This is a genomic window from Curtobacterium sp. PsM8 (genome assembly GCF_030433875.1).
Classification (GTDB): Bacteria; Actinomycetota; Actinomycetes; order Actinomycetales; family Microbacteriaceae; genus Curtobacterium.
Genome location: NZ_JARUXD010000029.1, coordinates 16,210 through 38,439 on the forward strand (window position 1 = coordinate 16,210; position 22,230 = coordinate 38,439).

Genomic DNA, 22,230 nt, shown 5'->3' on the forward strand with positions numbered 1-22,230 from the left:
ACGCGCCGCGAAGAGGGCTCGATTCGCGCTCAAGAGGGCGTCCAGTACTCAACTGCGGCGATGAACGTCCGAATACAGTGCAGCCCGCTCGCACCGCGCAGTCCTCGAACGGCCCTGCGCGGCCTGATGGCCCGCAGCGTGAACGTCCGAATTAGCGGGTCTCGGACTGGGTGTGGGCGGATCTGGAGGCGCAGTCGGGCACCGCCCCCGGCGACCCCTTGCCTCCGGATACGCCGCCCGACGTGCGGGTCAAGCCGATAGACGCCGTACAAGCTGCTCGCTGACACGGATAGGCGCAAGCGCGTACCTGGCGCATGGTCCGCTGGCTGCTCCGGCCTTCGAAGCCTCCGCGGGTGCGGGTGCCCATGCCCGCGTTCATCCCGTTACACATCCCGGAAGACTTATGTCTGCGCGCACGAGCCGCTGCGATCGCGATGGTCGGATGCCGCCGCGCCCTCGGGGCAGGCGGTCGCCGCCGACGACGCCCCCCACCCACCGGCTACTCGATAATTAACCGCAGGAATCCCTCTGGTCGATCAAACCGGCTCAAGTGAGCATGGGTTTCCGCTTCACGGCACAGAGACCCGCTCAATCGCTGTAGGTGGCCAGCACCAGCGATTTCCACGATGCGGCGGCCTTCGTGATATCGGTCTCCGTGACGAACAGATAGCGCCATTCACCGTAATCGCCATAGTCAGTCACAGCCCGGGCCCATTCACGCGCGGCGTTCGCCTTGTCAACGACCTCAGGGTCGTTAGCGGAGTCGTCGGCTTTCGCTTCGACCGCCCACTTCACGCCGCCCTCGGCGACCACGATGAAGTCGGGATAGTACGGCGGCTTGCCTGGTCGAGGAATGCTAGCGGGGCCATTCGTGTAAATGCGTTGCCACCACTCAACAGATGGGTCTTGATCAAGAAGCTTCGAGAGCTCGAACTCCGTTGTCCCGGCGTCGAATACCTGCACCGGCATGAGTGACTTGTTCCATCCGCGGAACTGACGGTGCGGCATGAAAAGGTCATTGTACGGATTGAGTGCGCTGCTGATAACGACGGGCTCCACTGGCAACGTCACTGGTGTGACGACGAAGCTTGTCTTTTGCGGAGTCTTCTTGTGCGCATCGCGGATCAGGCGTCGGATGCCGTCAACTGCAGCAGCTCGCCGCTGGGCGCCCCACTTCGCAGTTTCGTCGGTTGTACCCGCACCCGCACCCGCCAGGAAAGCCTTAGCAAGGCGGTCCGCGGCGCCGCGGCTCTCCTTAGCCCGCGGTGACTCAGGTGCCTGGAGCACGGCATTGACGAGGTCGTCGCGCACGGTGTCGATGCCGGTGAGCTCCTGCGTAGCTTGTGCGTGAGCCTGAGGAACCAGGGTGAGCTTGGCGTCATGCTCACCGACGGCTTCGGACTCGAGCGCTTCGCGTTTGATGACCGCGTCAAGTTCGTCCTTGAACCGCTCACCAGCAGCCTTCGCGGCGGACGACTCGATGTCGGTGAGTGAGAACTGCGGCGGATTCAGCTTCGGGGTGCGCACCGGAAAGACGACCTGCGGGGCACCGTCTCGGCGCCCGGCAGACTCGGGTTCGGGCTCATCGATGCGAGTGGTGGTCTCGACCAGTATTAGCCCCGGACGTGTCGGCGGCTCTTCTTTGTTAGTCGTCTCTTCGGTCGGAACGCCCGGGACGAGCAGCTCGTCTCCTTCCCATCCGGGACCGTCCGCCGTCGAAGTAGCTGGCTCTAAGCCTCCCGCTTCGACAGGCACGGTCGCGGTCTCTTCCAGATTGTCAAGCTCGGGAATCACTGCGGCGCCCGTCTCGTCGACGGTGTCGGGGCCGCCGCTGCGCACGAGACGCTGGCGGAGAATCTCTTTTTGCGCCAGCAGCTGCTTGTACGAGTCGTGGGCAACTAAGTCGACCTGGTCAACCATCGGCACGCCTGTGCGTTTGCCGAAGGGCAAGCGGAGGCCGCGGCCAAGAATCTGCTCAGTGAGCGTTTGCGATGCCAAGCGACGTAGCGTCACGATGACAGCAATATTCCTGACGTCCCATCCTTCGCGCAGCATGTTGACGCTAACGATGGCACGAATAGACGAGTCTGGCCTCTCGACATCGGCCAGTGCAGCCAGAGCCTCATCGCTCGAGCGACTGGTGATGATTAGAACGGCCTCCTCGTTGCCAATGAAGCCAGGCCCGGCGAGCATCTGGGCGGTGCCCTCGGCTTCGTCGAGGTCACGGCAAACAACGAAGAGCACCGGATGCACGACTGCGGCGCCGGGATTTCCCGAGCGATAGGTGTCGTAGGCGGCCGCCTTCAGCCGCAGCAACGCGCAGGCGTCCGAGAGCTGGGTACGCTGGTCCTTCGTGCCGTCGGCGCGGTAGGCGATGACGGGCGTCTTAACGTGGCCATCAGCGATAGCGCGCGCCAGACTGTACTGGTAAACAACCCGCCCAGCGTCCACGTCTGATTGCGCAGGTGTCGCCGTGAGACCGACAAGCGCGACGGGGTCCAGCTCGCGGATAGCAGCGCTGAAAGCGGACGCCTTCTCGTGGTAAAGGTGGTGCTCGTCGGCGATGATCACTAAGTCATCGAGTCCCCGCAGCAAGTCGTAGAGGCCGGCACCGAGCGTTTCGTCGGCCTGGCGAACCTTCCGGGAGAGCTCACCGCGTGGAGCGATTAGCTGCTGAACGTTGAAGACGAAAACCTTGAGCTCTTCAGGGTTCTTCAGTGCGGCACCCACGACCTGCTTCTGGAAGGACTCCGGCGTGATGACGTAGGGTGCGAGCTCAGCGCCCGCGACGTGCTTAACGTGCGCTTCATCGAAGTTCTGAATGGTCTTCGTTTGGATGGTCGAGCCGGGAGTTACCACGAGAACGTGGCGCACACCGAAAGCGGCGAGGTAGTCAATGAGCGACGACATCAAGAACGTCTTGCCCACACCGGTCGCCAGGTCGGCCACGAGTTCGACATAGTTTCCGTCCGCTCTCGCGAGTTCTTGCACGATCGCGTCGAGCGCGTCTTGGTTCGGCTTACGCAGGTCGAACCGGGCGGCAGCCTCCGCGACGAGGTCTTGGTCGTATTTGATGCTGACGGTCATGAAACGACACCCTTCGCAAAAACCTGATCCGGAGCTTGTCGGATACGCGAGCCCGGTGAGAGCTCACGGAGTAGCTGCTCCGCTTCGGGCAGCAGCGCCTTACCAACGATGATCGCGCGCTCGCGGTGCCCGAGCGCGGCTACGACTGTCATAACGACCTGCTCGTCGATAACGCCATCGACTACGGCGAGACGCTGGCGACCGCGGACGCCTGCGAACACGGGATGGTCTGGTGTGAGCGTGAACCCCAGCTGACCAGCGGTCGCCTTTGACCACGCGCCGTTCGTCGCGGCCGGCGATAAGAAAACATCACCGGAGTCGTCGTCGACTTCGTACATGCTCGGTCCCATGCGTGCCACCGTGAATCCGCCGCCACCTTCCCACAGCACGGTATCGTCCCATTTCGTTGCGGTGGCTTCGCGGAGCAGCTTGACAGTTGCCTGTCCCGCAGCTTCGGTCCGTGGGTCCGCCAAGACCTTGCGGAGCAGACTCTGGAAAGTTGCTGCTTCTTCAGCACTCATGCCGTGGGGAAGTTCGTCCACCGCGGCACGGGTGCGACTTCGGGTGATGCCACCCGAATCGTCGCCGTTCACGACCTTGGTCAGTCGGGCCTGGGTGAACGTCTTGACTGTGGACTCCTGCAGCTCAACAGTGACCCATCGCCGGCCGAGTTTGTGGGCCGTGGCTGCCGTCGAGCCAGACCCGGCGAACACGTCGGCTACGATGTCGCCGGGGTTCGTGGCGATGCTGATGATGCGTGCCATCAGCTTTTCGGGCTTCGGAGTGTCGAACGGATTTGGCACGTCCGGGAACATCTTGTTCAGGTGGTCGCGTTTAGCGTCCTGGTTGGTCCCGACTTCGTCAGCTGTCCACCAGTCCCGTGGCACTAGGCCGTCCTGGACGTCGGTGAGGTATCGTTTAATGACTGGGAGAGAGTCGCCATCGCGTCCGAACCAGACGCGGCCATCGGCCCGCGCTTGTGCAAGCCCTTCGGGAGTGAAGCGCCAGTAGCGTCCCTTGGGAAGAACGACCCGACCGCTGGGCAGGGTAACGGGGAAACGCGCTGCCTCAGTGCCTGATTTCGCGGTACCGTTGTCGCCTTGTAACCACGGGCCGCGCGGGTCGTTATCAGGGTTCTTGTAGCGCAGGTTCTGGTCCCCGCGAGGGAGCAGGTTGCGCACACCCTTCCACTTCTTGCCGAGTGGTGCGTAGACAAGGATCGTGTCGTAAGCGCTGCTGATATCGGTGTCATTTCGGCGCCCCTTGTCCTTCTCCCAAGCGATTGCAGCAATGAATCTGTCAGCGCCCAGCTCCTCATCGAGCAGCAGACGCATGCGGTGGACCTCCACCTGGTCCAGATGCACCCAGATGCTGCCGTCCGGATGCAGGAGCTCGGCGAGCATGCGGATACGGTCCTGCATAAGCGTCAGCCACACGCTGTGCTCGAGCTGGTCTTCGTAGTGGTCAAAGCTCTTTGCAGTGTTGAAGGGTGGGTCAATGTAGGCGAGCTTTACCTTGCCTCGATACTTCCCCTTGAACTCAGGGATCGCGGTTAGACTACGCAGGGCGTCACCCGAGTCGCCGATGATGAGCAGGTTGTCGTCGGCGGCAACGCCGATCGTCTCAACCGTCTCAATCGTGCGAACTTCGCGCACACGGACGTCGCTCTTGTCCACCCATGCGTAGTCATACTTGCCGTCTTCGGCGGGAATCAGCCCCAGACCCTTGCCCATCCACGCGAGCTCTAGCTGGCCTGCCGGTTTACGTCTCATCAGGCCCTCAGCCTACAGAGTTGAATCCCTAGCCGCACCACTTCCGGCACGGCGGTACGCGGAGCAAGCTCGCGGTTACATGAATGAACTTGGGCGCGGCTGGTTGGTCGCGATTCTTGCCAGTCGACGCAGCCTCTAAAGAAAATCCTCGCCGAACCCGCGTCTAGCGCCTGGCCGGCGCCACGAGCTCCTGCACGAGCGGCCCACAGCGCGCGCGTAAACACGATGCCGAGCACCCTCGGTGGCGGACCAGCGACAGCCCGCCCGCTGCAAGCTGCGCTCGTGCCGCTCGGGCACCCACCGATCGCCGACGGCTGTCTAGCCGCCGCCCTCGGCCGTGATTTAGCCGCGAGCGCATACCGATCACTTCGAGCCGCGGTTTCCTCTGCGCGATCAGGGCAGCGCTAGGACAGCCCGCCTCGCTTGACCTGCCGTTCGCTTCCTCGTGGCGATCCGCGATGTGCGTCGTCGGAGTGCACGCCGTGTCTGGGATGCACCACGAGGTCCGCGGGTCATGCGACGATGACGATTAACACCGCGTACCCGAGCGCGGCTCACGCAAGAGGACAACCGAACATGACCGAACCGGACGCTGCCGATGTGACCCTCGAAGCCGAGGTCCCCGTGGAAGACGTGACTCGGAACATAGCGAAGGCCGTGACCGGCCGTCGTGCCCTCGCCCGGCAGTACGTGAAGTGGCTCCGCCGTCGAAACCCTTCGGCCACTCCCGCAGACATCGTCCAGATGCTCGAACGCCATTACACGACGTCGATCACGACGGCTGGGGCCGCGATCACGGTGGGATCGATCGCAGCGGACATCGCGATTGCCTCGATTCCTGTTGCTGGCCCGGCCGTCGCCGGCGCGAAGAGCGCTGGCGCACAGGCAGCGAAGGCCGGCACGAAGAGCGCCATGAAGGTGGCCGCCAAGAACCTCGCAAAGAACGCCGCTCAGACCGGCGCCCGGGGCGCAGCGGCACGACTACTTCCTGCCGGAGACCAGCAGCTGCAGTTCGAGATCACGGCAGTCTTCGGTCTCGCGCTTGCCGACCTCCACGACATGGACCTCGACAAGGACCAGGCTCAGGCGTTGATCCTCGGCCTCACCAACGAGCGAGTGAGTCAGCAGCAGATCGCTGCGATGGCAAATGACGTCGCTGAGGTCTCAGTGGGCGGCACGGTGGGCACCGGTCAGGCGATCGCTGCAGGTCGGGATGATTGGTCGCACTGGGCCTCGACGCTGTCCAAGGCGTTGCCAGGTGGCGCTGCCCAGAGTCTTGTCCGCACCATCCAGACCGGCGAGCTCGACCCGATCCGCGAGGGGATGACCGGCAAGCAGCGCGCCACGGTCGAGTACGGCATCGGCGCAGTGACGGGCGGAGTAGCCCGTTTCGTGTTCGGCCGCGACGTGGTGAAGTCATCGCGCACCGCTTTCCCCGAAGCGCCGGAGACATTCCCAGAACACCTCACGATCTCAGCCGATACGGACTCCGAAGGTCCGGCTTCCGACAGCCATGCGCTCGCAGCGTTGGAAGATGCTGCGCGGTCGACCGGTAGTTGGGTGAGTGGGGCTGCCGGAGCAGTCGGTACGGGTGTTTCGGGTGCCGCGAGCACCGCCACGCGGGTTTTTCGGCGAGTCGATCTGGACGGCGACGGGGTGCCCGATGAAGCGCATGCGCTCACTGCGGCCAAGCAGGTCGGCGGCCGCGTGGCCGGAGCCGCTGATGCGGTGGGCGGCAAGGTCGCTGGTCTCTTCCGCTCGCGGAAGTCCTCGACTCCTAGCGAGTGAGCCCTTGAAGGGTCTCCCGACAGGAGCCGAGCAGGAGCAGCGGCGGACTGACTGACTGACTGACTGACTGACGAGAGGCGCAGCATCAACCGGCACCGCACCTCCCCTGACCCGGCCAGCCGGCAGAACCTCCGCCACCCGAGGAGCAGCCGCCGCGCCCCTCGAACTGGTGCCGTGCCAGCGGACAGCCCTGTCCACTGTCACCCACCCCCATGCCACGATGGTCCAACGACCCAGGGAGGGGCACCAATGGTCGACAAAGCACTCCGTGACCGCCTACAGACACTCTCCGAGGTGGCCACAGAAGTCCGCCACCACCGCGCCGCCATCCAGGACGCAGCCACGTCGGCAAAGGACGACCTCCTCACCCGCCGCCTGACGATCACCGGCCCGGCTCTCTCCTGCTCCGTCCTCCCCCTCCGCCCCACCGACACGACCCTCGCGGCAGCACTACAGCACGCCGCCACACTCCCCCAGGCAGACCGCGCCGCCGAGGACGTCCTCACCGTCCTGACGAAGGACGTCCCCGCAGCCCTCGCCGACGAGGACGCCGCCTCCGGCATCGCCGGCATCTTCGCCGGCAAAGAGCGCCGCGAGGCCGCAGCCCGCGCCGAGCAGTACCTGACGACCACCCTCGCGTGGCTCGACAACGGCGCCCTCACTGCGCTGAAGACGATCGACACCCGCCACGTCCCCCGCCCCGACGCCACGCTCGACGCGCTCCTCGACACCGAGGGCCCGCTCCTCACCGCGACCGCGCACCTCGGCCCGGTCGCCCTGATCGACCTCGCCCCGATGGCGCACCTCCCCACCACGATCGCCACGCTCCGGTCGGTGGTCGAGACCGAACAGGAGGCCCGTGCGCGCGTCCTCGACGCCGGCCACCGTGTGCGGGACGTCGCGGCCCGGCGCGAGCTGAACACGATGGACATCGACCGCCTCCGCGAGGTCACGCGCGACCAGCTCCGCCTCGGCGCGGTCCGGGACGCCGGCATCCAGACCGTGGGTGAGCTCCTGCGCGCTCCGATCGTCGCCGGTCACCTGCCCGGCATCGGCGAGACGACGGCCGCGCGCATCAACGCCGCCGCCCGGTCGATGCAGGACGCGGCTCGCGAGGACGCCGCCATCCAGATCGACGCCCGTCGGCAGGACACCGCGAGCGTGGCGCTGGTGTCCGCACTCCGGCAGTGGGAGGCCGCCAAGAACGGCGGCGGCCCCCGCGCGGCCGTCCTCGTCGACGAACTCGCTCACCTGGCGGACGCGGTCGCGCAGCGAGCGGTCCTGGGCATCGTGCACCAGCCGGGCGCACGGGCCTCCGGGTCGTTCAACCCGGCCGAGGGTGCCGTCGAGCGGATCGAGGCGGACGTCGACGACGCCCGCCAGCGCGCGGTCCGCGCAGCGGGCGACCGCGACCGGATCGCGACGACGGACGACTGGAGCGACTTCCTCGACCGCCCGGCCAGCTATTTCGCCCTCCTGGACGAGGTCGGGCTCACCGACTCGACGACGGCCGGCCGCGGGTCGCTGCCCGAGGGGCTGATCGAGCAGATCGAGCAGTTCCACCTGGACACGTCCCTCCTGTCCGCGTCGCTCCGCGGGTACCAGCGCTTCGGTGCGGCGTTCGCGCTCGTGCAGGAGCGGGTCGTCATCGGTGACGAGATGGGCCTCGGCAAGACGGTGGAGGCACTCGCGGCGATCGCACACGTGGCCGCCACGGCGACCGAGGGCACGCCCCGCTTCGTGGTCGTGTGCCCGGCCGCGGTGGTGGCGAACTGGCTGCGCGAGACCGAGAAGCACACGTCGGTGCCGGCGTTCCGCATCCACGGCGCCGAGCGGGTGCGCGGGATCAGCGGCTGGCTGCGTGAGGGCGGGGTCGCCGTCACGACGTTCGAGACGCTCGAGTGGTTCCGCGCGCACGTGCCCGAGGAGCAGCGGTTCGCCGCAGTCATCGTCGACGAGGCGCACTACGTCAAGAACCCCGACGCCAAGCGCACGAAGCAGACCCGCGCGATCCTGGAACGGTCGGACCGGGCCCTGCTCATGTCCGGCACCCCGCTCGAGAACAAGGTCGAGGAGTTCCGGGTCCTCATCGACCACATCCGCCCGGACCTGATGGTCGACCAGGACGACGACGACCCGCTGGCGTTCCGCAAGCAGATCGCGCCGGTGTACCTCCGCCGCAGCCAGGAGGACGTCCTCACCGAGCTCCCCGAACTGGTCGAGGTCGAGGAGTGGACCGACCTCACCCCCGCCGAGGCAGAGCGCTACGCCACCGCGGTCGACTTCGACAGCTTCCACACGATGCGGCAGCTCGCGATGCTCGACGGCGCCGCCTCGAGCAAGATCGCCGCGCTGCGCGACGTCATCGCCGAGGCCCGCTCGACCGGCCGCAAGACCATCGTCTTCTCCCACTACCGCGCCGTCCTGGAGGCGGTGCTCGCCGCCGTCGACGGCACCGTCTTCGGTCCATTGAGCGGTTCCACGTCCCCCTCCGGGCGGCAGGACATGATCGACGAGTTCTCCGCCGCGGCCCCGGGATCGGTGCTGGTCGCGCAGATCATCGCCGGTGGCGTCGGCCTGAACATCCAGGCCGCGTCGGTCGTGGTGATCTGCGAGCCGCAGCTCAAGCCGACGACGGAGTGGCAGGCGATCGCACGCGCCCGACGCATGGGGCAGCTCGACGTCGTGCAGGTGCACCGGCTGCTGTCCGAGGACGGCGTCGACGCAGCCCTCGTCCGGATGCTCGCGCGGAAGACCCGCACGTTCGCGGACTTCGCGGCCGTCAGTGACACGGCGAGCGCGTCGGTGCAGGCGGTCGACATCTCCGAGTCGCAGCTGATCGCGCAGGTGCTCGCCGACGAGCGGGCGCGACTTGCGGCAGAGCGAGCGCAGACGGCGGACGGGCGGACCGCCGGAGCCGCGACGCCGGAACCGGCCGTCTGACGAACTGAGCCCTACCTGGCGGCGGCGAGCGCCGCCTCCAGGACGTCCTCCTCGATGATCGGGATGCCGTACTGGCGGGCCTTCCGCGCCTTGCCGGACAAGCTGTCGACGTCGGCCGCGATGAGGACGGCCGTCTTCTTCGTGACGTTCGGCGCCGACCGTATGCCGAGCCGGGCCAGGTCCGCCTCGATCTCTGGCCGGCTCCGCCGCATCTCCCCGGTCAGCGTGACGATGCTGCCCTCGCCCAGGTCGATCGCGGGCTCTTCCTCGACAGATGCGGGCGCAGCTTGCGTCGCTGCGGAGAAGGACCGAGCGCCCATGCGCGCCGGTTGGCGGCTGTGGACCGCGTGCTCCAGCTCGTCGTCCGTGACGCCGAGCAGCCGTGCGACGCGTTCGAGCTGGATGTGGTCCTGGATCGTGAGGACCCCGCCGGCCCAGACGGCTTCGACCAGGTCGGCGAAGTAGCGCCGGTGCAGGTCGGCCCGCGCCGGCTCGCGCAGTCCGAACTCGCGCCCGAACGACGCGAGCTGGTCGGCGTCGCTCGCGGTGAGCAGGTCGTCCGACAGTGCGCGGTCGAGGACTGCTGCGTAGAGCGTCGCCTCGGCGCCGCCGTCGACGGCGGGCAGACGGTCCGTCGCGACGTCCACGCGGGTGCGGTCCGCGGTGCCGGCCGAGCGGCGGCGTGCGGTCCACGGGGCGGTGCCGGACGGGAGGCCCGGCCACCGCAGTTCCGTGGCTCGCGTCCCCCAGGTGGTCCAGCGGGGATCCTGTCGGGAGGACCCGATGTACGCGCCGAGCAGGCTCGCGGTGGCGCGGGCGTCGGCGAGGGCTTCGTGCGCGTCGACGAGTTCGATGTCGTAGGCGCTGCAGCAGTCGGCGAGCTTCCGACCGGAGCCGGGCAGGAACTCCTGCGCCAGCCGCATCGTGCAGAGCGCGGTGCTCGCCTGCTTGAACGGGGACCGGTGGCCCAGGCGCTCGAACTCGGCGTGCAGGAACCGCGCTTCGAACGAGGCGTTGTGGGCGACGACGACCCGGCCGCGCAGCTTGTCGACCAGGTCGCCGGCGATGTCCGCGAAGGTCGGGGCACCCGTCATGTCGGCGCCGCGCAGGCGGTGGATGTGGACGGGGCCCAGGTCGCGCTGGGGGTTGACGACGGTCTCGAAGGTCCGCTCGACGTCGCCGTCGGGCGTGACGTGGACGATGCCGATCTCGATGATCCGGTGTCCGTACGAGGGCGCCAGGCCCGTCGTCTCCAGGTCGATCACCGCGTAGCCGTTGTGCATGCCGCGTCCCCTCTGCACGCCGACGGAGTCTGCGCCGGCGCTCCACCATCCTCACCGTGATCGCGTCGGGCTACGAGCACCTGTTCGAGGGGTGCGTGGCCGACAGGTCGACCTCCGCCTCGCACCAGGCCAGCAACTCCGGATCGTGCGTCGCCACGACGACCGCGCCACCGCATTGCCGGATGAGGTCCAGACCGTCTCGCACCCGGCCGGCGCTGACGTCGTCGAGCGACGCTGTCGGCTCGTCCGCCAGCACGACCCTCGGCTGTTGGGCCAAGACCCGCGCGACCGCGACGCGTTGCTGCTCACCGCCGCTGAGTAGTCCGGCGCGCTTCCGTTGCTGGCCGCCGAGCCCGATGACCTCGAGCGCAGCGGCGATCCGCAGGTCGAGTTCTCGGCGGGTGAGCCCTCGAGGGTTGACGACGCGGAGGTTCTGCTCGACCGACCATTCAGGAACCACCGCGTGGTCTTGCATGACGTACCCGATGACGTCCCGGCGCAGACGGCGCTGTTGCGGCCTCCCGGCTGCATGGATGTCGGTCCCGAGGACGTGCACGCTCCCCCGGGTCGGCCGCTCCAGCCCGCCGAGGCACCGCAGCAGGGTCGTCTTGCCCTGCCCGGAGACGCCGCGAACGGCGATCGCGGCCGAGGGCTCGGCAGTGATGGTGAGTTCGCTCCAGAGCGTCCGCGAGCTGATGTCGTGCCCGAGCCCGAAAGCGCGGAGTACGGCTTGTTCCTTCATCGCTGGTCCTCTCCTCGGTGTGCCGTGACGGTGAGCAACACCGTGAGCACCGCTGCGGTGGCCAGCGCCATCGCGATCGACGGGACGGTGGCGACCGAGAACACGAGCCAGTCCCTGGGGCCGAGCAGCGCCTGGGTCACCGCTGTGGCACCACCGGCGCTCACAGCAGCGACGACGACGAACCGCCAGTGGTGCACGATCGGATGTCTTCCGGTCAGGAACCGCAGCCTGGCCGCTCGTCGAGTGCGAACACGGTGATCGGTGACGAGCGTGAGTCCCGCGAAGACGACGGCGATCCCGGTGACCATCAGTGCGGCCTCCGCGATCACTCGCTCGCCACGCACCGCTGCGAGCTGGCCTTCCACCGTCGCTCCCACGCGTCGGTACTGCAGGACGACGTCGTCGAGGCCGGCACGGTGGACGGCACGTTCGAGCGCTGCCCGGTCGCTGAAGCGGACTTCGCCGTTCGCGACCGCTGTTCCGAGGCGGTTCGGCGCGATATCCGTCGGATCGGGAACCACCAGCACCGGTACTTCGGGCCACGTCGGCAGGTCGGGCTCCACCGCGGACGTCCAGTCGAGGACGGAGCGGGCGATCGACGCAGTCGACGGCACCACGACCGTGTGGATGTTCGGTTCATGCGGAGGATCTGTGCCCTCCACGTCCCAGCTCTCCGCGAGGTCTGCCGCGGTTGCTGCCCGGAGCGCGTCCCGACTCGCGCTGAGCGTGCTCGGGACGAGCAGCACCGGCGCGCCGTGCCCTTCGACGATCTGGTCCCTGTACTGATCGAGCGCGGACGTCGCTTCACCTGCCACGGTGAAGTAGTCGACGAACGACACGCGCGCCATGCTCGCCGTTCCGTCCAGCAGTGGGCCGAGCGCGATCCGGCCGAACGCGACGTCCTGGTCGTACTCGGTGGGGCGCGTCCCGAGGACGAGATCGTCGCCGTGTGCTGCCTCCCGGACGAGCGTTCGTTCCAGCGACTCGGACGTCGTCCGCCGCTGTGACGCCCAGTCAAGATCGACCGTGCCGACGACGACCAGGGCGATGCCGGCTGCTGCCACGACGACCATCGGCCACCGGGCGACGGCCGCGGAGCCGAGCGTCCGACACGTCAGGACCGCGAGGGTGGCGTGGACCACCAGGAGCACGACGGCTGTGGGAGCCATGACGGCGATGAGCTCGATCGTCGTGAACCGCAGGAGCGGCCCGGTCGCATCGTGTCCGACGAGGACCGCGCCGATGCATCCGACGACGAGGGTGGAGACCACGCCGACGAGCCCCGCGATCTCCTGGGCCTCTCGTGCTGCCACGGCTCGGCGCGACCACCCCGAAGTCATACGCAGCCGCTGCCGCGCCGCACGTCGGCGCGACTCCGCGACGAGCGTGACGAGGACCCCGAGAGCGACGGCGAGCAACGCGGCGGACCACTCCGGTTGCTCGAGCGACGCGGCGAGCACCTCGAGGGGGTGGGGCGTGACGTCCTCGTACCGGTACCCGGCTCGATCGAGCCCGTCGAGGAAATCCGTGACGGCAGGCGCAGGACCGCCGACCGAGTACATCGCGATCAGACGGAGTTCGCCGCCGTCGCCGATCGGCGCTGTGGAGACACTGCCGCGGAACACCGGCGAACTCGGCGTCCCGGTGAAGGTGTAGGCGTTCCAGGTGTCAGCGCGTCCTTCACGATCAGGAACGAGCACTGCCAGCGCCACACCGCTCTCCTGGGCCAAGTGCCGAAGGGTCGCGGTGTGCTCCGCTCCGGTCTGCGCGGCCGGCATGTCGGTGAGCTCGATGGTGGTCCCTGCGCCGAGGAGCCCGAGCGCTTCGACGTTGCCGACCACACCGACCACGAACATCCCGGCGAGGAGGACCGCGGCCGCCACCGCGAGCACGGTGGCGGCCGCGAAGCTCCTCATCCGCGGGTGGCCCAGAATGCCTGGTTCCCCGAGACCGCCTTCTTCCGGTGCGCGTAGGCGACCTTCGTCGGCGGAACCCAGTCGGAGCGGGTCGTGACACCGGATGACCGCACCGACGCGCGATGCGTCGACCGATCGTGCACGTACACGGAGTGCACTTCGCCACTCCAGACGCCGTACGACCACGACCCACCGCCGACCACAGCCGACCCGTTCCGAGTCGCCGCGCTCCGGTCCGCTGACGCCCCACCCTCCTGCACCACTGCGACCGCGTCGCCTGGTTCAGATGCCACCGCTGAACTGGCGGTCCATCCGACGGTGAGCAGCACAGCTCCGGCGATGGTGGCGATGACGTTCTTCCGCATGGTCATGTCCCTCTCTGTCCGCGGCCGTCCCCCGGCCGCGGGGGAACGCTACCGACCAGAACGCAGTATCGGAAGTTCTGCATATTCCGAATACGACAACGCCATCCTCCGATCGGAGGACCCCACCTCCACCCGCTCCCCGATCCCCCAGTGCCACCCACACGCCAGGCTGAAGGCATGCCCGACACCCCCGCCATCGAGGTCCAGCACCTCACCAAGCGCTACGCCACCGGCCACACCGCCGTGTCCGACCTCTCCCTCACCATCGCCCGCGGCGAGACCGTCGCCTTGCTCGGCCCGAACGGCGCCGGCAAGTCGACGACGGTGGAGGTCCTCGAGGGCTTCCGCTCCCGCACCTCCGGCGACGTGCGTGTCCTCGGCACCGACCCCGCACGCGCCACCCGCGCGCACAAGGCCCGGGTCGGCATCGTCCTGCAGACCAGCGCCGAGGCGCCGAACGTCACGGTCGCCGAGCAGCTCACCCACTTCGGCACCTTCTACCCCCGCTCCCGCAGCACCGAGGAGCTCCTCGCCGCCACCGGCCTGGAGGCGCAGCGCAACACCCGGATCAGCCGTCTGTCCGGTGGGCAGCGGCGTCGCGTCGACGTCGCCCTCGGTGTGATCGGCTACCCGGAGGTGCTGTTCCTCGATGAGCCGACGACGGGCTTCGACCCGGAGGCGCGGCGCCAGTTCTGGGACCTGGTCAACGGCATCAAGCGCGAGGGCACGACGATCCTGCTGACGACGCACTACCTGGACGAGGCGGCGCACCTGGCGGACCGGGCGGCGGTGATCGCGAACGGTGAGCTCCGCGCGCCGGCCCCGATCGACGAGCTCGGCGGCCGGGAGGCTCGCACGCCTCGGGTCCGCTGGCGGGACGACGAGGGACTCCGACACGAGGAACGCACGACCGATCCGCAGGCCCTGGTCCGGAGCACGGTAACGCCGATGCACGACCTCGAGGTCATCCGCCCGTCCCTCGAGGACATCTACCTCGAGATGGTGGGCCGACGCATGAGCACCAGCACCGCAGGCACGAGCGCAACACGCATCGCCGCCGCACGCATCCGGTACGAGGTCCGGTCCTACTTCCGGGCCCCCGACTCCGTCTTCTTCACGTTCCTGTTCCCCGTCGTCATGCTGGCGCTGTTCTCGGTCGCCTTCGCGAGCGCCGACGCCATCCAGGCCGGCCCGGTGAGTGTCGACTACGCCACCTACTACCTGCCCGGCCTCGTCGCGACCGGCATCCTCCTCTCCGGCGTGCAGGCGCTCGGCGTCGACATCGCCGGCGAGCGCAGCGACGGCACCTTGAAACGCCTCGGCGGCACGCCCCTCCCCGTGATGTCGTACTTCGTCGGCAAGATCGGGATGGTCCTGGTGACCACGCTGGTGCAGACGGCGATCCTGCTGGCCGTGGCGAGCCTCCTGTTCGGGGTGACACTCCCGACGGACCTGAGCCGCTGGGGCACGTTCGCCGGCGTGTTCGTCCTGGGCATCGCGACGAGCAGTGTGCTCGGCATCGCCATCTCGGCCCTGCCCCGCGAGGGTCGCCGCGCCACCGCGACGATCGTCCCGATCGTGCTGGTGCTGCAGTTCGTCTCCGGCGTCTACCTGCCCTTCATGCAGCTGCCGACGTGGTTGCAGGACGTCGCGTCCGTCTTCCCCCTGCGGTGGATGGCGTCCGGTATGCGATCCGTGTTCCTGCCCGGCACGTTCGAGGCGGGTGAGCCGGGAGGGTCGTGGCACCTCGGTCTCGGAGCGCTCGTCCTGGCAGGGTGGCTGGTCCTCGGCCTCGCGGCGTGCCGCCTCACGTTCCGCTGGAACCGCGAGGACGGCTGACGCTGATGTCGCCTCGTGGAGGACGGCCTGTGGAGAACTCCCGGATCGACGGGAGGAGGTGGGAGGCTGTGGGTATGCCAGCAGCAGACGTCACGACCACCCCGACGTGGGTGCGCAACCGGTGGTTGCACGTGTTCTTCGCTGCCACGATGGCGCTGACCCTCGCGGTCGCCGTGCTCGGGTGGTCGCCGTGGTCCAGCCGCTGGCCGGCCTACCTGATGATCGCCGTCCTGGTCGTCGCGTACGTGGCGTACGGACGTCGTGGGTACGACGAACCGCGGGCAGCTGCCGGCTTCCTGCCACTCGTGCTCGTCGCCGCCGTGGTCCTGCCCGCGGTCGCCCCGAGCACCGCGTTCGTGCAGTGCATCCTGTTCCCGCTGGTGTGGTGCCAGTCCGAGCGCATCCGGTCGGGGGTCCTGCTCACCGTCGCCGTCGGCGTGCTCAGCGCGGTGGGTCTGATGGTGTCGGGCGGTCCGGACGCCCTGGTGTCGACGCTCCTCATCGAGGGCATCAGTGTCATCGGGTCCTGCGCGATGGGCGGTTGGATCTCGAGCGTCGCCGCGCTGTCGGAGGAACGCCGGCAGCTCGTGGAGGACCTCCGCGCCGCGCAGCAGTCCCTCGCCGACGCCAACCGTGCCGCGGGGATTGCCAGCGAACGGGAGCGCCTGGCCCGCGAGATCCACGACACCGTGGCGCAGAACCTCGCCGGCATCGTGATGCTCACCGAGCGGGCCCGGAACGACCTGGCGGACGATCGCCCCGACGCCCTCGACGAGCGGTTGACCGTGCTCGAGGAGTCCGCCCGCGCAGCTCTTGAAGAGTCCCGCGTGCTCGTCGCCGCGGGCTCGGCCGGCACGACGCGCGACAGCCTGGCCGGGGCACTCCACCGCCTCGGCGAGCGCCACACCCGCGAGACCGGGACCCCGGTGACGGTCAGCGCTGCCGACGGCACCCTCGACCGCGACGCCCAGGTGGTCCTGCTCCGGGTCGCGCAAGAGGCGCTGTCGAACGTCCGCGCCCATGCCGGATCGACCGGGGTCGTGGTCACGCTGCTGCACGAGCCGGACCGGACGGTGCTGCGGATCGCCGACGACGGTGTCGGCTTCGACCCGGCGGTGCCGACCGGTGGGCACGGCCTGCGCGGACTGCGTGAGCGGCTCGCCCTCGCGGGTGGGACCTGCGTCATCGCCAGCACCCCCGGCAGCGGGACGACCGTCACGGCGACCCTGCCGACCGCTGCGCCGATGCCTGCCGGAGCCGCACCGAGCCTCCCGGCCCGACCGCACGCAACCGCAGCCGCAGCCGCAGCCGCACCGGTGGTGTCTCGGTGATCCGCGTCGTGGTGGCCGACGACCACCCGATCGTCCGTTCCGGCATCGTCGCGCTGCTGCAGGCTGCGGACGATATCCAAGTCGTCGGGCAGGCGGCCGACGGCGCCGCTGCAGTGTCGATCGTGCTGGCAGAGCGGCCGGACGTCGTGCTGATGGACCTGCGGATGCCGGTGCTCGACGGTGACGCGGCGACGGCGGAGATCCTCGCCACCGCGCCCGAGGTCCGCGTGCTGATCCTCACCACGTACGAATCCGACGACCAGATCCTCGCCGCCATCGAGGCCGGCGCCACCGGCTACCTGCTCAAGGCCGCCCCGGAGTCCGAGATCCTCGCCGGGGTCCGGGCGACCGCTCGGGGTGAGACGGCACTGGCTCCCTCAGCGGCTGCGGCGCTGGTCCGACGGACGGTTGGGACGACACCGGCCGGCCCTTCGCTGACCCCGCGCGAACTCGAGGTCCTGCGTCTCGTCGCCCAGGGCAACAGCAATCCGGGGATCGGCCGCGTGCTGTTCCTCAGCGAGACGACCGTGAAGACCCACCTCGGGCACGTGTTCGAGAAGCTCGGCGTGAACGACCGCACCCGTGCCGTGACCCGCGCGATGGAGCTGGGCCTGCTCCCCTGACCCCGCGCAGTTCAGCGGCTGGGAGCTGCACGGGCCGCGACCGGCTGTCCGCTCGTCTCGCTCACCACCCGACCGCGAGCGCCAGCCCCACTGCCATCGGCAGGGAGGCCGCGAGCACGACACCCACCACGATCGCAGCGATCCGGAGCCGGCGGATCCCCTGCTGCCCCACCCACACGAGCAGCATGATCGCCGTGAAGTACACCGGCACGATCAGCAGCAGCGGCAGGAAGCCGAGCCCGGTCCACGGCACGAGCGCCCCGGACAACACCTCGTACACCGTGCACGCGGCGGCGATCACGAGCCCGACCCGGACGCGGGTCGGGCTCCGTTCCGCACTCGTGGGCGCTCCCGCAGTCGTGGGCGCTTCCTGGTCAGCCATCCCCGGGCCCTCCGGCAAGGCAGGTGGTCTCCACGGTGACCAGACTGGCCCCCTCCGACACGCTGATGTTGCTCTCCGACAACCAGCCGTCACCGACCAGTCGGACGGCGGAGCCCCACAGGTCGACCTTCCGCATCCCCGCGTTGCGGAGCGCGTCCTGTGCGGCAGCGGTCCGACGGTCCACCTCCGCCGTCGACAACCTGCGCGCCGAAGCATCGGCATCCGGCTGTGCCTCGTCGTCGGGCTCGGGTGCGTCGTCCCACTGCCACGTGTACGCGGTCCCCCGCTGCAGGTTCGACAGCGCACACGCACGCGTGTACGGGTTCGCTCCGCCCTCGCTGATGTCGGCACCGAGGGCCCGGACGGCTCGCTCGCCCACGGCCGACAGCTCCTGCTCCGCCTGCGCCGGCGTGCGCTTCGTCTCGAGCGCTGTGAGGGGCTGCGCACGACGGTGGACGTCGTCCGCCCACTCGACAGCGAGCACCACGGTGGCGGTTCCGACGGTCCCGACCCCGAGGATCGCGAAGACGAGGCACGCCACCGGACCGACCAGGGTGACGGAGCGGTCGCGTCTCCGGCGGAGAAGCAGCAGGACCGCTCCGGCGAGGGGCGTCCCCGCGCAGATGAGCGTGATGATCCCGTCGCCGACGGTCTGCGCCGCCAGCGACGGCCGGGTCGCCTCCGACCGGAGGGCCGCGTCGAACGCGAGGAACAACCACACGATCCATCCGACGGGCAGGAGCAAGCCGCTCAGCACGATCCACCCGATGCCGTTGTCCCGCTCCGGCGGCGACCACGCGATGTCCTCGTCCATGTTCCCCCTGTCCCCCGCACCACCGTACCGACCGCCGGCCGGGAGGCATGTGACCGGCCCGCCACGCGCCTCCCGTCCGTCACGCGATCGGCAGACGGAGAACCGCCGGGACACGACGAGCCGGGGAGTCCGCACTTCGGAGGACACGACTCGCGGGCGCACCAGTGCTCGGGCCCCAGCATGACCGAACTGCCCGGACCCGCCTACGCTCGAAGAGATGCCCGCACCACGTACGACCCTCGACCCCACTGCCACGAGCGACGGGTTCATCCGCGTCCGCGGCGCCCGCGAGAACAACCTCCGCGACGTCGACGTCGACATCCCCCGCGACCGGATCGTCGCCTTCACGGGGATCTCCGGCTCGGGCAAGTCGTCGCTGGCGTTCGGCACGGTGTTCGCCGAGGCGCAGCGCCGCTTCCTCGAGTCCGTCGCCCCCTACGCCCGTCGTCTCATCGCGCAGGGGTCGACCCCGCACGTCGAGTCGATCACGGGCCTCCCGCCGGCCGTGGCCCTGCAGCAGCGCCGCGGTGCCCCGAGCTCCCGGTCGACTGTGGGGACGCTGACGACGCTGAGCAACTCGACCCGCATGCTCTTCTCCCGCGCCGGCACGTACCCGGAGGGCGCCGAACAGCTGTACTCGGACTCGTTCTCCCCGAACACCGTCGCCGGGGCGTGCCCGCGCTGCCACGGGTTGGGTGTCGCGCACGAGGTGACCGAAGCCTCCGCCGTCCACGACCCGTCGTTGAGCATCCGCGACGGCGCGATCACGGCGTGGCCGGGCGCGTGGCAGGGCAAGAACCTGCGCGACGTGACGGCGGGCCTCGGCTACGACATCGAGCGGCCCTGGCGTGAGCTGCCGCAGTCGGATCGTGACTGGCTGCTGTTCACCGAGGAGCAGCCGGTCGTCCAGGTGCAGCCGAAGCGCGACCGGGTCGCGAAGCCGTACAAGGGCAAGTTCTGGAGCGCACGGCAGTTCGTCCTGCACACCCTGGCCGACTCGCAGAGTGAGTCGCAGCGGAAGAAGGTCCTGCAGTTCGTCGAGTCGGGTCCGTGCATGCTGTGCGGTGGCTCGGGGCTGACGCGTGCGGCGCTCGCGGTGACGTTCGGTGGGATGACGATCGCCGACCTCAACGCCCTGCCGCTGTCCGGCGTCGCCGAGGTCCTCCGCCCCACGGCCGAGCTGGCCGACGCCGCTGCCGCGACCTCGCGCACCACCTCGGGTGAGCGCACCGAGGTCGCCGTCGCCATCGCCCGCGACCTGCTCGGCCGCGTCGAGGTGCTCACCGGTCTCGGCCTCGGCTACCTGAGCCTCGACCGCGCGACGCCGACGCTCTCCCCCGGCGAGATGCAGCGCCTCCGCATCGCGACCCAGCTGCGGAGCGGCCTGTTCGGGGTCGTGTACGTCCTCGACGAGCCGAGCGCGGGCCTCCACCCCGCCGACGCCGAGCCGCTGATCCAGGTCCTGGAGGACCTCCGCGCCAGTGGCAACAGCGTCTTCGTCGTCGAGCACGACATGCGCATCGTCCGCCAGGCGGACTGGATCGTCGACGTCGGCCCCGGCGCCGGCACGGCGGGTGGCACCGTCCTCTACAGCGGTCCGGTCGACGGTCTCGCCGACGTCGAGGCCTCCGTCACGCGCCGATTCCTGCAGCCGCGGGGCACCGACCGGGAGGCCCGCCCCACCCGCACACCGATCGGCACCTTGGCACTGCGCGACGTCACCCGCCACAACCTCCGTGGGCTCGACGTCGACCTGCCGCTCGGGGTCCTCACCGCGGTCACCGGCGTCTCCGGCTCCGGCAAGTCCTCACTGGTCGGCGGGGTGCTGCCCGCACTGGCGGTCGACCACCCGACGGTCAGCCGCGTGGTGGAGGTCGACCAGAAGCCGATCGGCCGGACGCCCCGGTCGAACCTCGCCACCTACACCGGCCTGTTCGACGCGGTGCGGACGGCGTTCGCGGCGACCGACGACGCCAAGGCCCGCGGATGGACGGCCGGCAGGTTCTCGTTCAACGTCGCCGGCGGCCGGTGCGAGGTCTGCCAGGGAGAGGGATCCGTCTCCGTGGAACTGCTGTTCCTGCCGGGGAGCTGGGCGCCGTGCCCCGAGTGCCACGGCTCCCGGTACAACGACGAGACGCTCGAGGTCCGCTGGAACGGCGCCACCGTCGCGGACGTCCTCGGCATGACCGTCGACGAGGCCACCCCGTTCCTCGCCCCGATCCCCGCTGCCGCCCGCGCGCTCGAGGCCCTGGGCCAGGTCGGTCTCGGCTACCTGCGACTCGGGCAGCCCGCTCCGGAGCTGTCCGGTGGCGAGGCCCAGCGCATCAAGCTCGCCACCGAACTGCAGCGTGCCCGCTCCGGCCACACGCTCTACGTCCTCGACGAGCCGACGACGGGCCTGCACCCGGCGGACGTCGAGCGCCTGACGGAACAGCTGTCGCAGCTCACCGACGCGGGCAACACGGTCGTCGTCGTGGAGCACTCGATGTCCGTCGTCGCCGCGGCCGACCACGTCATCGACATGGGTCCGTCCGGCGGCGACGCCGGCGGACAGGTCGTCGCGGCCGGCACGCCGGCCGAGGTCGCGGCCTCGCCCGACAGCCGCACGGCCCCGTACCTGCGCGCCGAACTCGGCCTCTGACCGGACCACACACCGGACGGGAGGCGCGGCGCAGTCCCGCCCCACGCCTCCCGTCCGCACTCGTCCACAGATCTCCGGAACGCGCCGAGATGCCGGCGCCTCGGCGGTACCGTCTCGGGATGCAGCACTGGGAGGCCGACGAGGCCCGCAGCCGGCACATGGCGCGGTTCGGCCGACGGGACACCGCGCCTGAGCTCGCGCTCCGACGGGCGCTCCACGCTCGTGGGCGGCGCTTCTTCGTCGATCGTCGGATCAGCAGTCGGACGAGGGCGCGTGCTGACCTGGTCTTCCCCCGCCCACGTGTGGCCGTCTTCGTCGACGGCTGCTTCTGGCACTGGTGCGAGGAACACGCGCACCTGCCGAAGGCGAACGCCGAGCTGTGGCGGGCGAAGCTGCTGGCGAACCGGCAGCGTGACGCCGCGCACGACGCCGTCCTCCGCAGCGAAGGCTGGGCCGTCATCCGGGTCTGGGAGCACGAGGACGTCGAGCGCGCGGCGGACCTCGTGGAAGTCGTGCTCGACCGGTGGACCCGCATCACGTCATGACGACCCGAACCGGCTCAACCCGCCGCTACGAACGCCGCTCGCGCCCGCGGCATTCTCCCCCGACGGACGGCCCGCAGGCTCGACGCGCGCGCCGATGACGGACGGGGGGGCCCCCCCCCACGTGGGACCCGCCCCCCCCCCCCGGCGAGGGTGACCCCC

At 69.4% G+C, this 22,230-nt stretch carries 15 protein-coding genes; 7 read left to right on the forward strand and 8 right to left on the reverse strand.

Features of this window, described 5'->3' with window-relative positions; genetic code table 11:
- Positions 1–588: 588 nt before the first annotated feature.
- Both QCD68_RS08760 and QCD68_RS08765 read right to left on the reverse strand, forming a co-directional pair.
- Positions 589–3,087: a DEAD/DEAH box helicase gene (locus QCD68_RS08760; protein WP_301222736.1), complete on the reverse strand. Its 2,499-nt coding sequence runs from the start codon at positions 3,085–3,087 to the stop codon at positions 589–591.
- Positions 3,084–4,859: a site-specific DNA-methyltransferase gene (locus QCD68_RS08765; RefSeq protein ID WP_301222737.1), complete on the reverse strand. Its 1,776-nt coding sequence runs from the start codon at positions 4,857–4,859 to the stop codon at positions 3,084–3,086. The genes QCD68_RS08760 and QCD68_RS08765 overlap by 4 nt, the downstream gene beginning before the upstream one ends.
- Positions 4,860–5,435: 576 nt before the next feature.
- On the opposite strand from QCD68_RS08765, the gene QCD68_RS08770 reads away from it, so the two are divergent.
- Both QCD68_RS08770 and QCD68_RS08775 read left to right on the forward strand, forming a co-directional pair.
- Entirely contained in the window at positions 5,436–6,647 is a 1,212-nt protein-coding gene (locus QCD68_RS08770; protein ID WP_301222738.1) for a hypothetical protein, read from the forward strand.
- 294 nt (positions 6,648–6,941) lie between these two features.
- Positions 6,942–9,590, forward strand: coding sequence for a DEAD/DEAH box helicase (locus QCD68_RS08775; protein ID WP_301222739.1), 2,649 nt, complete (start codon positions 6,942–6,944; stop codon positions 9,588–9,590).
- Positions 9,591–9,601: 11 nt separating this feature from the next.
- Here QCD68_RS08775 and QCD68_RS08780 read toward each other — a convergent pair whose 3' ends face one another.
- Genes QCD68_RS08780 through QCD68_RS08795 form a run of 4 tightly spaced genes read right to left on the reverse strand, consistent with a single transcriptional unit; the run spans position 9,602 to position 13,902 of the window.
- Positions 9,602–10,891, reverse strand: a complete 1,290-nt coding sequence (locus QCD68_RS08780; RefSeq protein WP_301222740.1) for an exonuclease domain-containing protein — start codon at positions 10,889–10,891, stop codon at positions 9,602–9,604.
- 52 nt (positions 10,892–10,943) lie between these two features.
- Positions 10,944–11,615 carry an ABC transporter ATP-binding protein gene (locus QCD68_RS08785; protein ID WP_301222741.1) on the reverse strand — a complete coding sequence of 224 codons (672 nt, stop codon included), beginning with the start codon at positions 11,613–11,615 and terminating at the stop codon, positions 10,944–10,946.
- Positions 11,612–13,531, reverse strand: a complete 1,920-nt coding sequence (locus QCD68_RS08790; protein ID WP_301222742.1) for a hypothetical protein — start codon at positions 13,529–13,531, stop codon at positions 11,612–11,614. The genes QCD68_RS08785 and QCD68_RS08790 overlap by 4 nt, the downstream gene beginning before the upstream one ends.
- Positions 13,528–13,902 carry a lactococcin 972 family bacteriocin gene (locus QCD68_RS08795; RefSeq protein ID WP_301222743.1) on the reverse strand — a complete coding sequence of 125 codons (375 nt, stop codon included), beginning with the start codon at positions 13,900–13,902 and terminating at the stop codon, positions 13,528–13,530. The genes QCD68_RS08790 and QCD68_RS08795 overlap by 4 nt, the downstream gene beginning before the upstream one ends.
- 171 nt (positions 13,903–14,073) lie before the next feature.
- On the opposite strand from QCD68_RS08795, the gene QCD68_RS17530 reads away from it, so the two are divergent.
- From QCD68_RS17530 to QCD68_RS08815, 3 genes are all read left to right on the forward strand, one after another.
- Positions 14,074–15,735 carry an ABC transporter ATP-binding protein/permease gene (locus tag QCD68_RS17530; protein ID WP_441005175.1) on the forward strand — a complete coding sequence of 554 codons (1,662 nt, stop codon included), beginning with the start codon at positions 14,074–14,076 and terminating at the stop codon, positions 15,733–15,735.
- 74 nt (positions 15,736–15,809) lie between these two features.
- Positions 15,810–17,066, forward strand: a complete 1,257-nt coding sequence (locus QCD68_RS08810) for a sensor histidine kinase (RefSeq protein WP_301222744.1) — start codon at positions 15,810–15,812, stop codon at positions 17,064–17,066.
- On the forward strand, positions 17,063–17,689 hold the full coding sequence (locus QCD68_RS08815) for a response regulator transcription factor (protein WP_301222745.1): 627 nt from the start codon (positions 17,063–17,065) through the stop codon (positions 17,687–17,689). Before QCD68_RS08810 ends, QCD68_RS08815 begins: the two co-directional genes overlap by 4 nt.
- Positions 17,690–17,750: 61 nt before the next feature.
- Here QCD68_RS08815 and QCD68_RS08820 read toward each other — a convergent pair whose 3' ends face one another.
- Together QCD68_RS08820 and QCD68_RS08825 are read right to left on the reverse strand one after the other, a co-directional pair.
- On the reverse strand, positions 17,751–18,071 hold the full coding sequence (locus tag QCD68_RS08820; protein ID WP_301222746.1) for a hypothetical protein: 321 nt from the start codon (positions 18,069–18,071) through the stop codon (positions 17,751–17,753).
- Positions 18,064–18,885: a hypothetical protein gene (locus QCD68_RS08825; protein WP_301222747.1), complete on the reverse strand. Its 822-nt coding sequence runs from the start codon at positions 18,883–18,885 to the stop codon at positions 18,064–18,066. The genes QCD68_RS08820 and QCD68_RS08825 overlap by 8 nt, the downstream gene beginning before the upstream one ends.
- Before the next feature lie 217 nt (positions 18,886–19,102).
- Here QCD68_RS08825 and QCD68_RS08830 point away from each other — a divergent pair, with 217 nt between their 5' ends.
- Together QCD68_RS08830 and QCD68_RS08835 are read left to right on the forward strand one after the other, a co-directional pair.
- Positions 19,103–21,526, forward strand: a complete 2,424-nt coding sequence (locus QCD68_RS08830) for an excinuclease ABC subunit UvrA (protein WP_301222748.1) — start codon at positions 19,103–19,105, stop codon at positions 21,524–21,526.
- A 119-nt stretch (positions 21,527–21,645) separates the two neighbouring features.
- The gene (locus tag QCD68_RS08835; protein WP_301222749.1) at positions 21,646–22,071 is read left to right on the forward strand and encodes a very short patch repair endonuclease; all 426 of its coding nucleotides are present in this window, start codon (positions 21,646–21,648) and stop codon (positions 22,069–22,071) included.
- Positions 22,072–22,230: the final 159 nt, after the last annotated feature.

Bases quoted from the DNA above. Each gene is read 5' to 3' on its own strand.
- QCD68_RS08820 (WP_301222746.1), bottom strand. From the start codon at position 18,071: ATGGCTGACCAGGAAGCGCCCACGACTGCGGGAGCGCCCACGAGTGCG.
- QCD68_RS08810 (WP_301222744.1), top strand. From the start codon at position 15,810: ATGCCAGCAGCAGACGTCACGACCACCCCGACGTGGGTGCGCAACCGG.
- QCD68_RS08760 (WP_301222736.1), bottom strand. From the start codon at position 3,087: ATGACCGTCAGCATCAAATACGACCAAGACCTCGTCGCGGAGGCTGCC.
- QCD68_RS08795 (WP_301222743.1), bottom strand. From the start codon at position 13,902: ATGACCATGCGGAAGAACGTCATCGCCACCATCGCCGGAGCTGTGCTG.
- QCD68_RS08765 (WP_301222737.1), bottom strand. From the start codon at position 4,859: ATGAGACGTAAACCGGCAGGCCAGCTAGAGCTCGCGTGGATGGGCAAG.
- QCD68_RS17530 (WP_441005175.1), top strand. From the start codon at position 14,074: ATGCCCGACACCCCCGCCATCGAGGTCCAGCACCTCACCAAGCGCTAC.
- QCD68_RS08830 (WP_301222748.1), top strand. From the start codon at position 19,103: ATGCCCGCACCACGTACGACCCTCGACCCCACTGCCACGAGCGACGGG.
- QCD68_RS08785 (WP_301222741.1), bottom strand. From the start codon at position 11,615: ATGAAGGAACAAGCCGTACTCCGCGCTTTCGGGCTCGGGCACGACATC.
- QCD68_RS08835 (WP_301222749.1), top strand. From the start codon at position 21,646: ATGCAGCACTGGGAGGCCGACGAGGCCCGCAGCCGGCACATGGCGCGG.
- QCD68_RS08790 (WP_301222742.1), bottom strand. From the start codon at position 13,531: ATGAGGAGCTTCGCGGCCGCCACCGTGCTCGCGGTGGCGGCCGCGGTC.
- QCD68_RS08770 (WP_301222738.1), top strand. From the start codon at position 5,436: ATGACCGAACCGGACGCTGCCGATGTGACCCTCGAAGCCGAGGTCCCC.
- QCD68_RS08825 (WP_301222747.1), bottom strand. From the start codon at position 18,885: ATGGACGAGGACATCGCGTGGTCGCCGCCGGAGCGGGACAACGGCATC.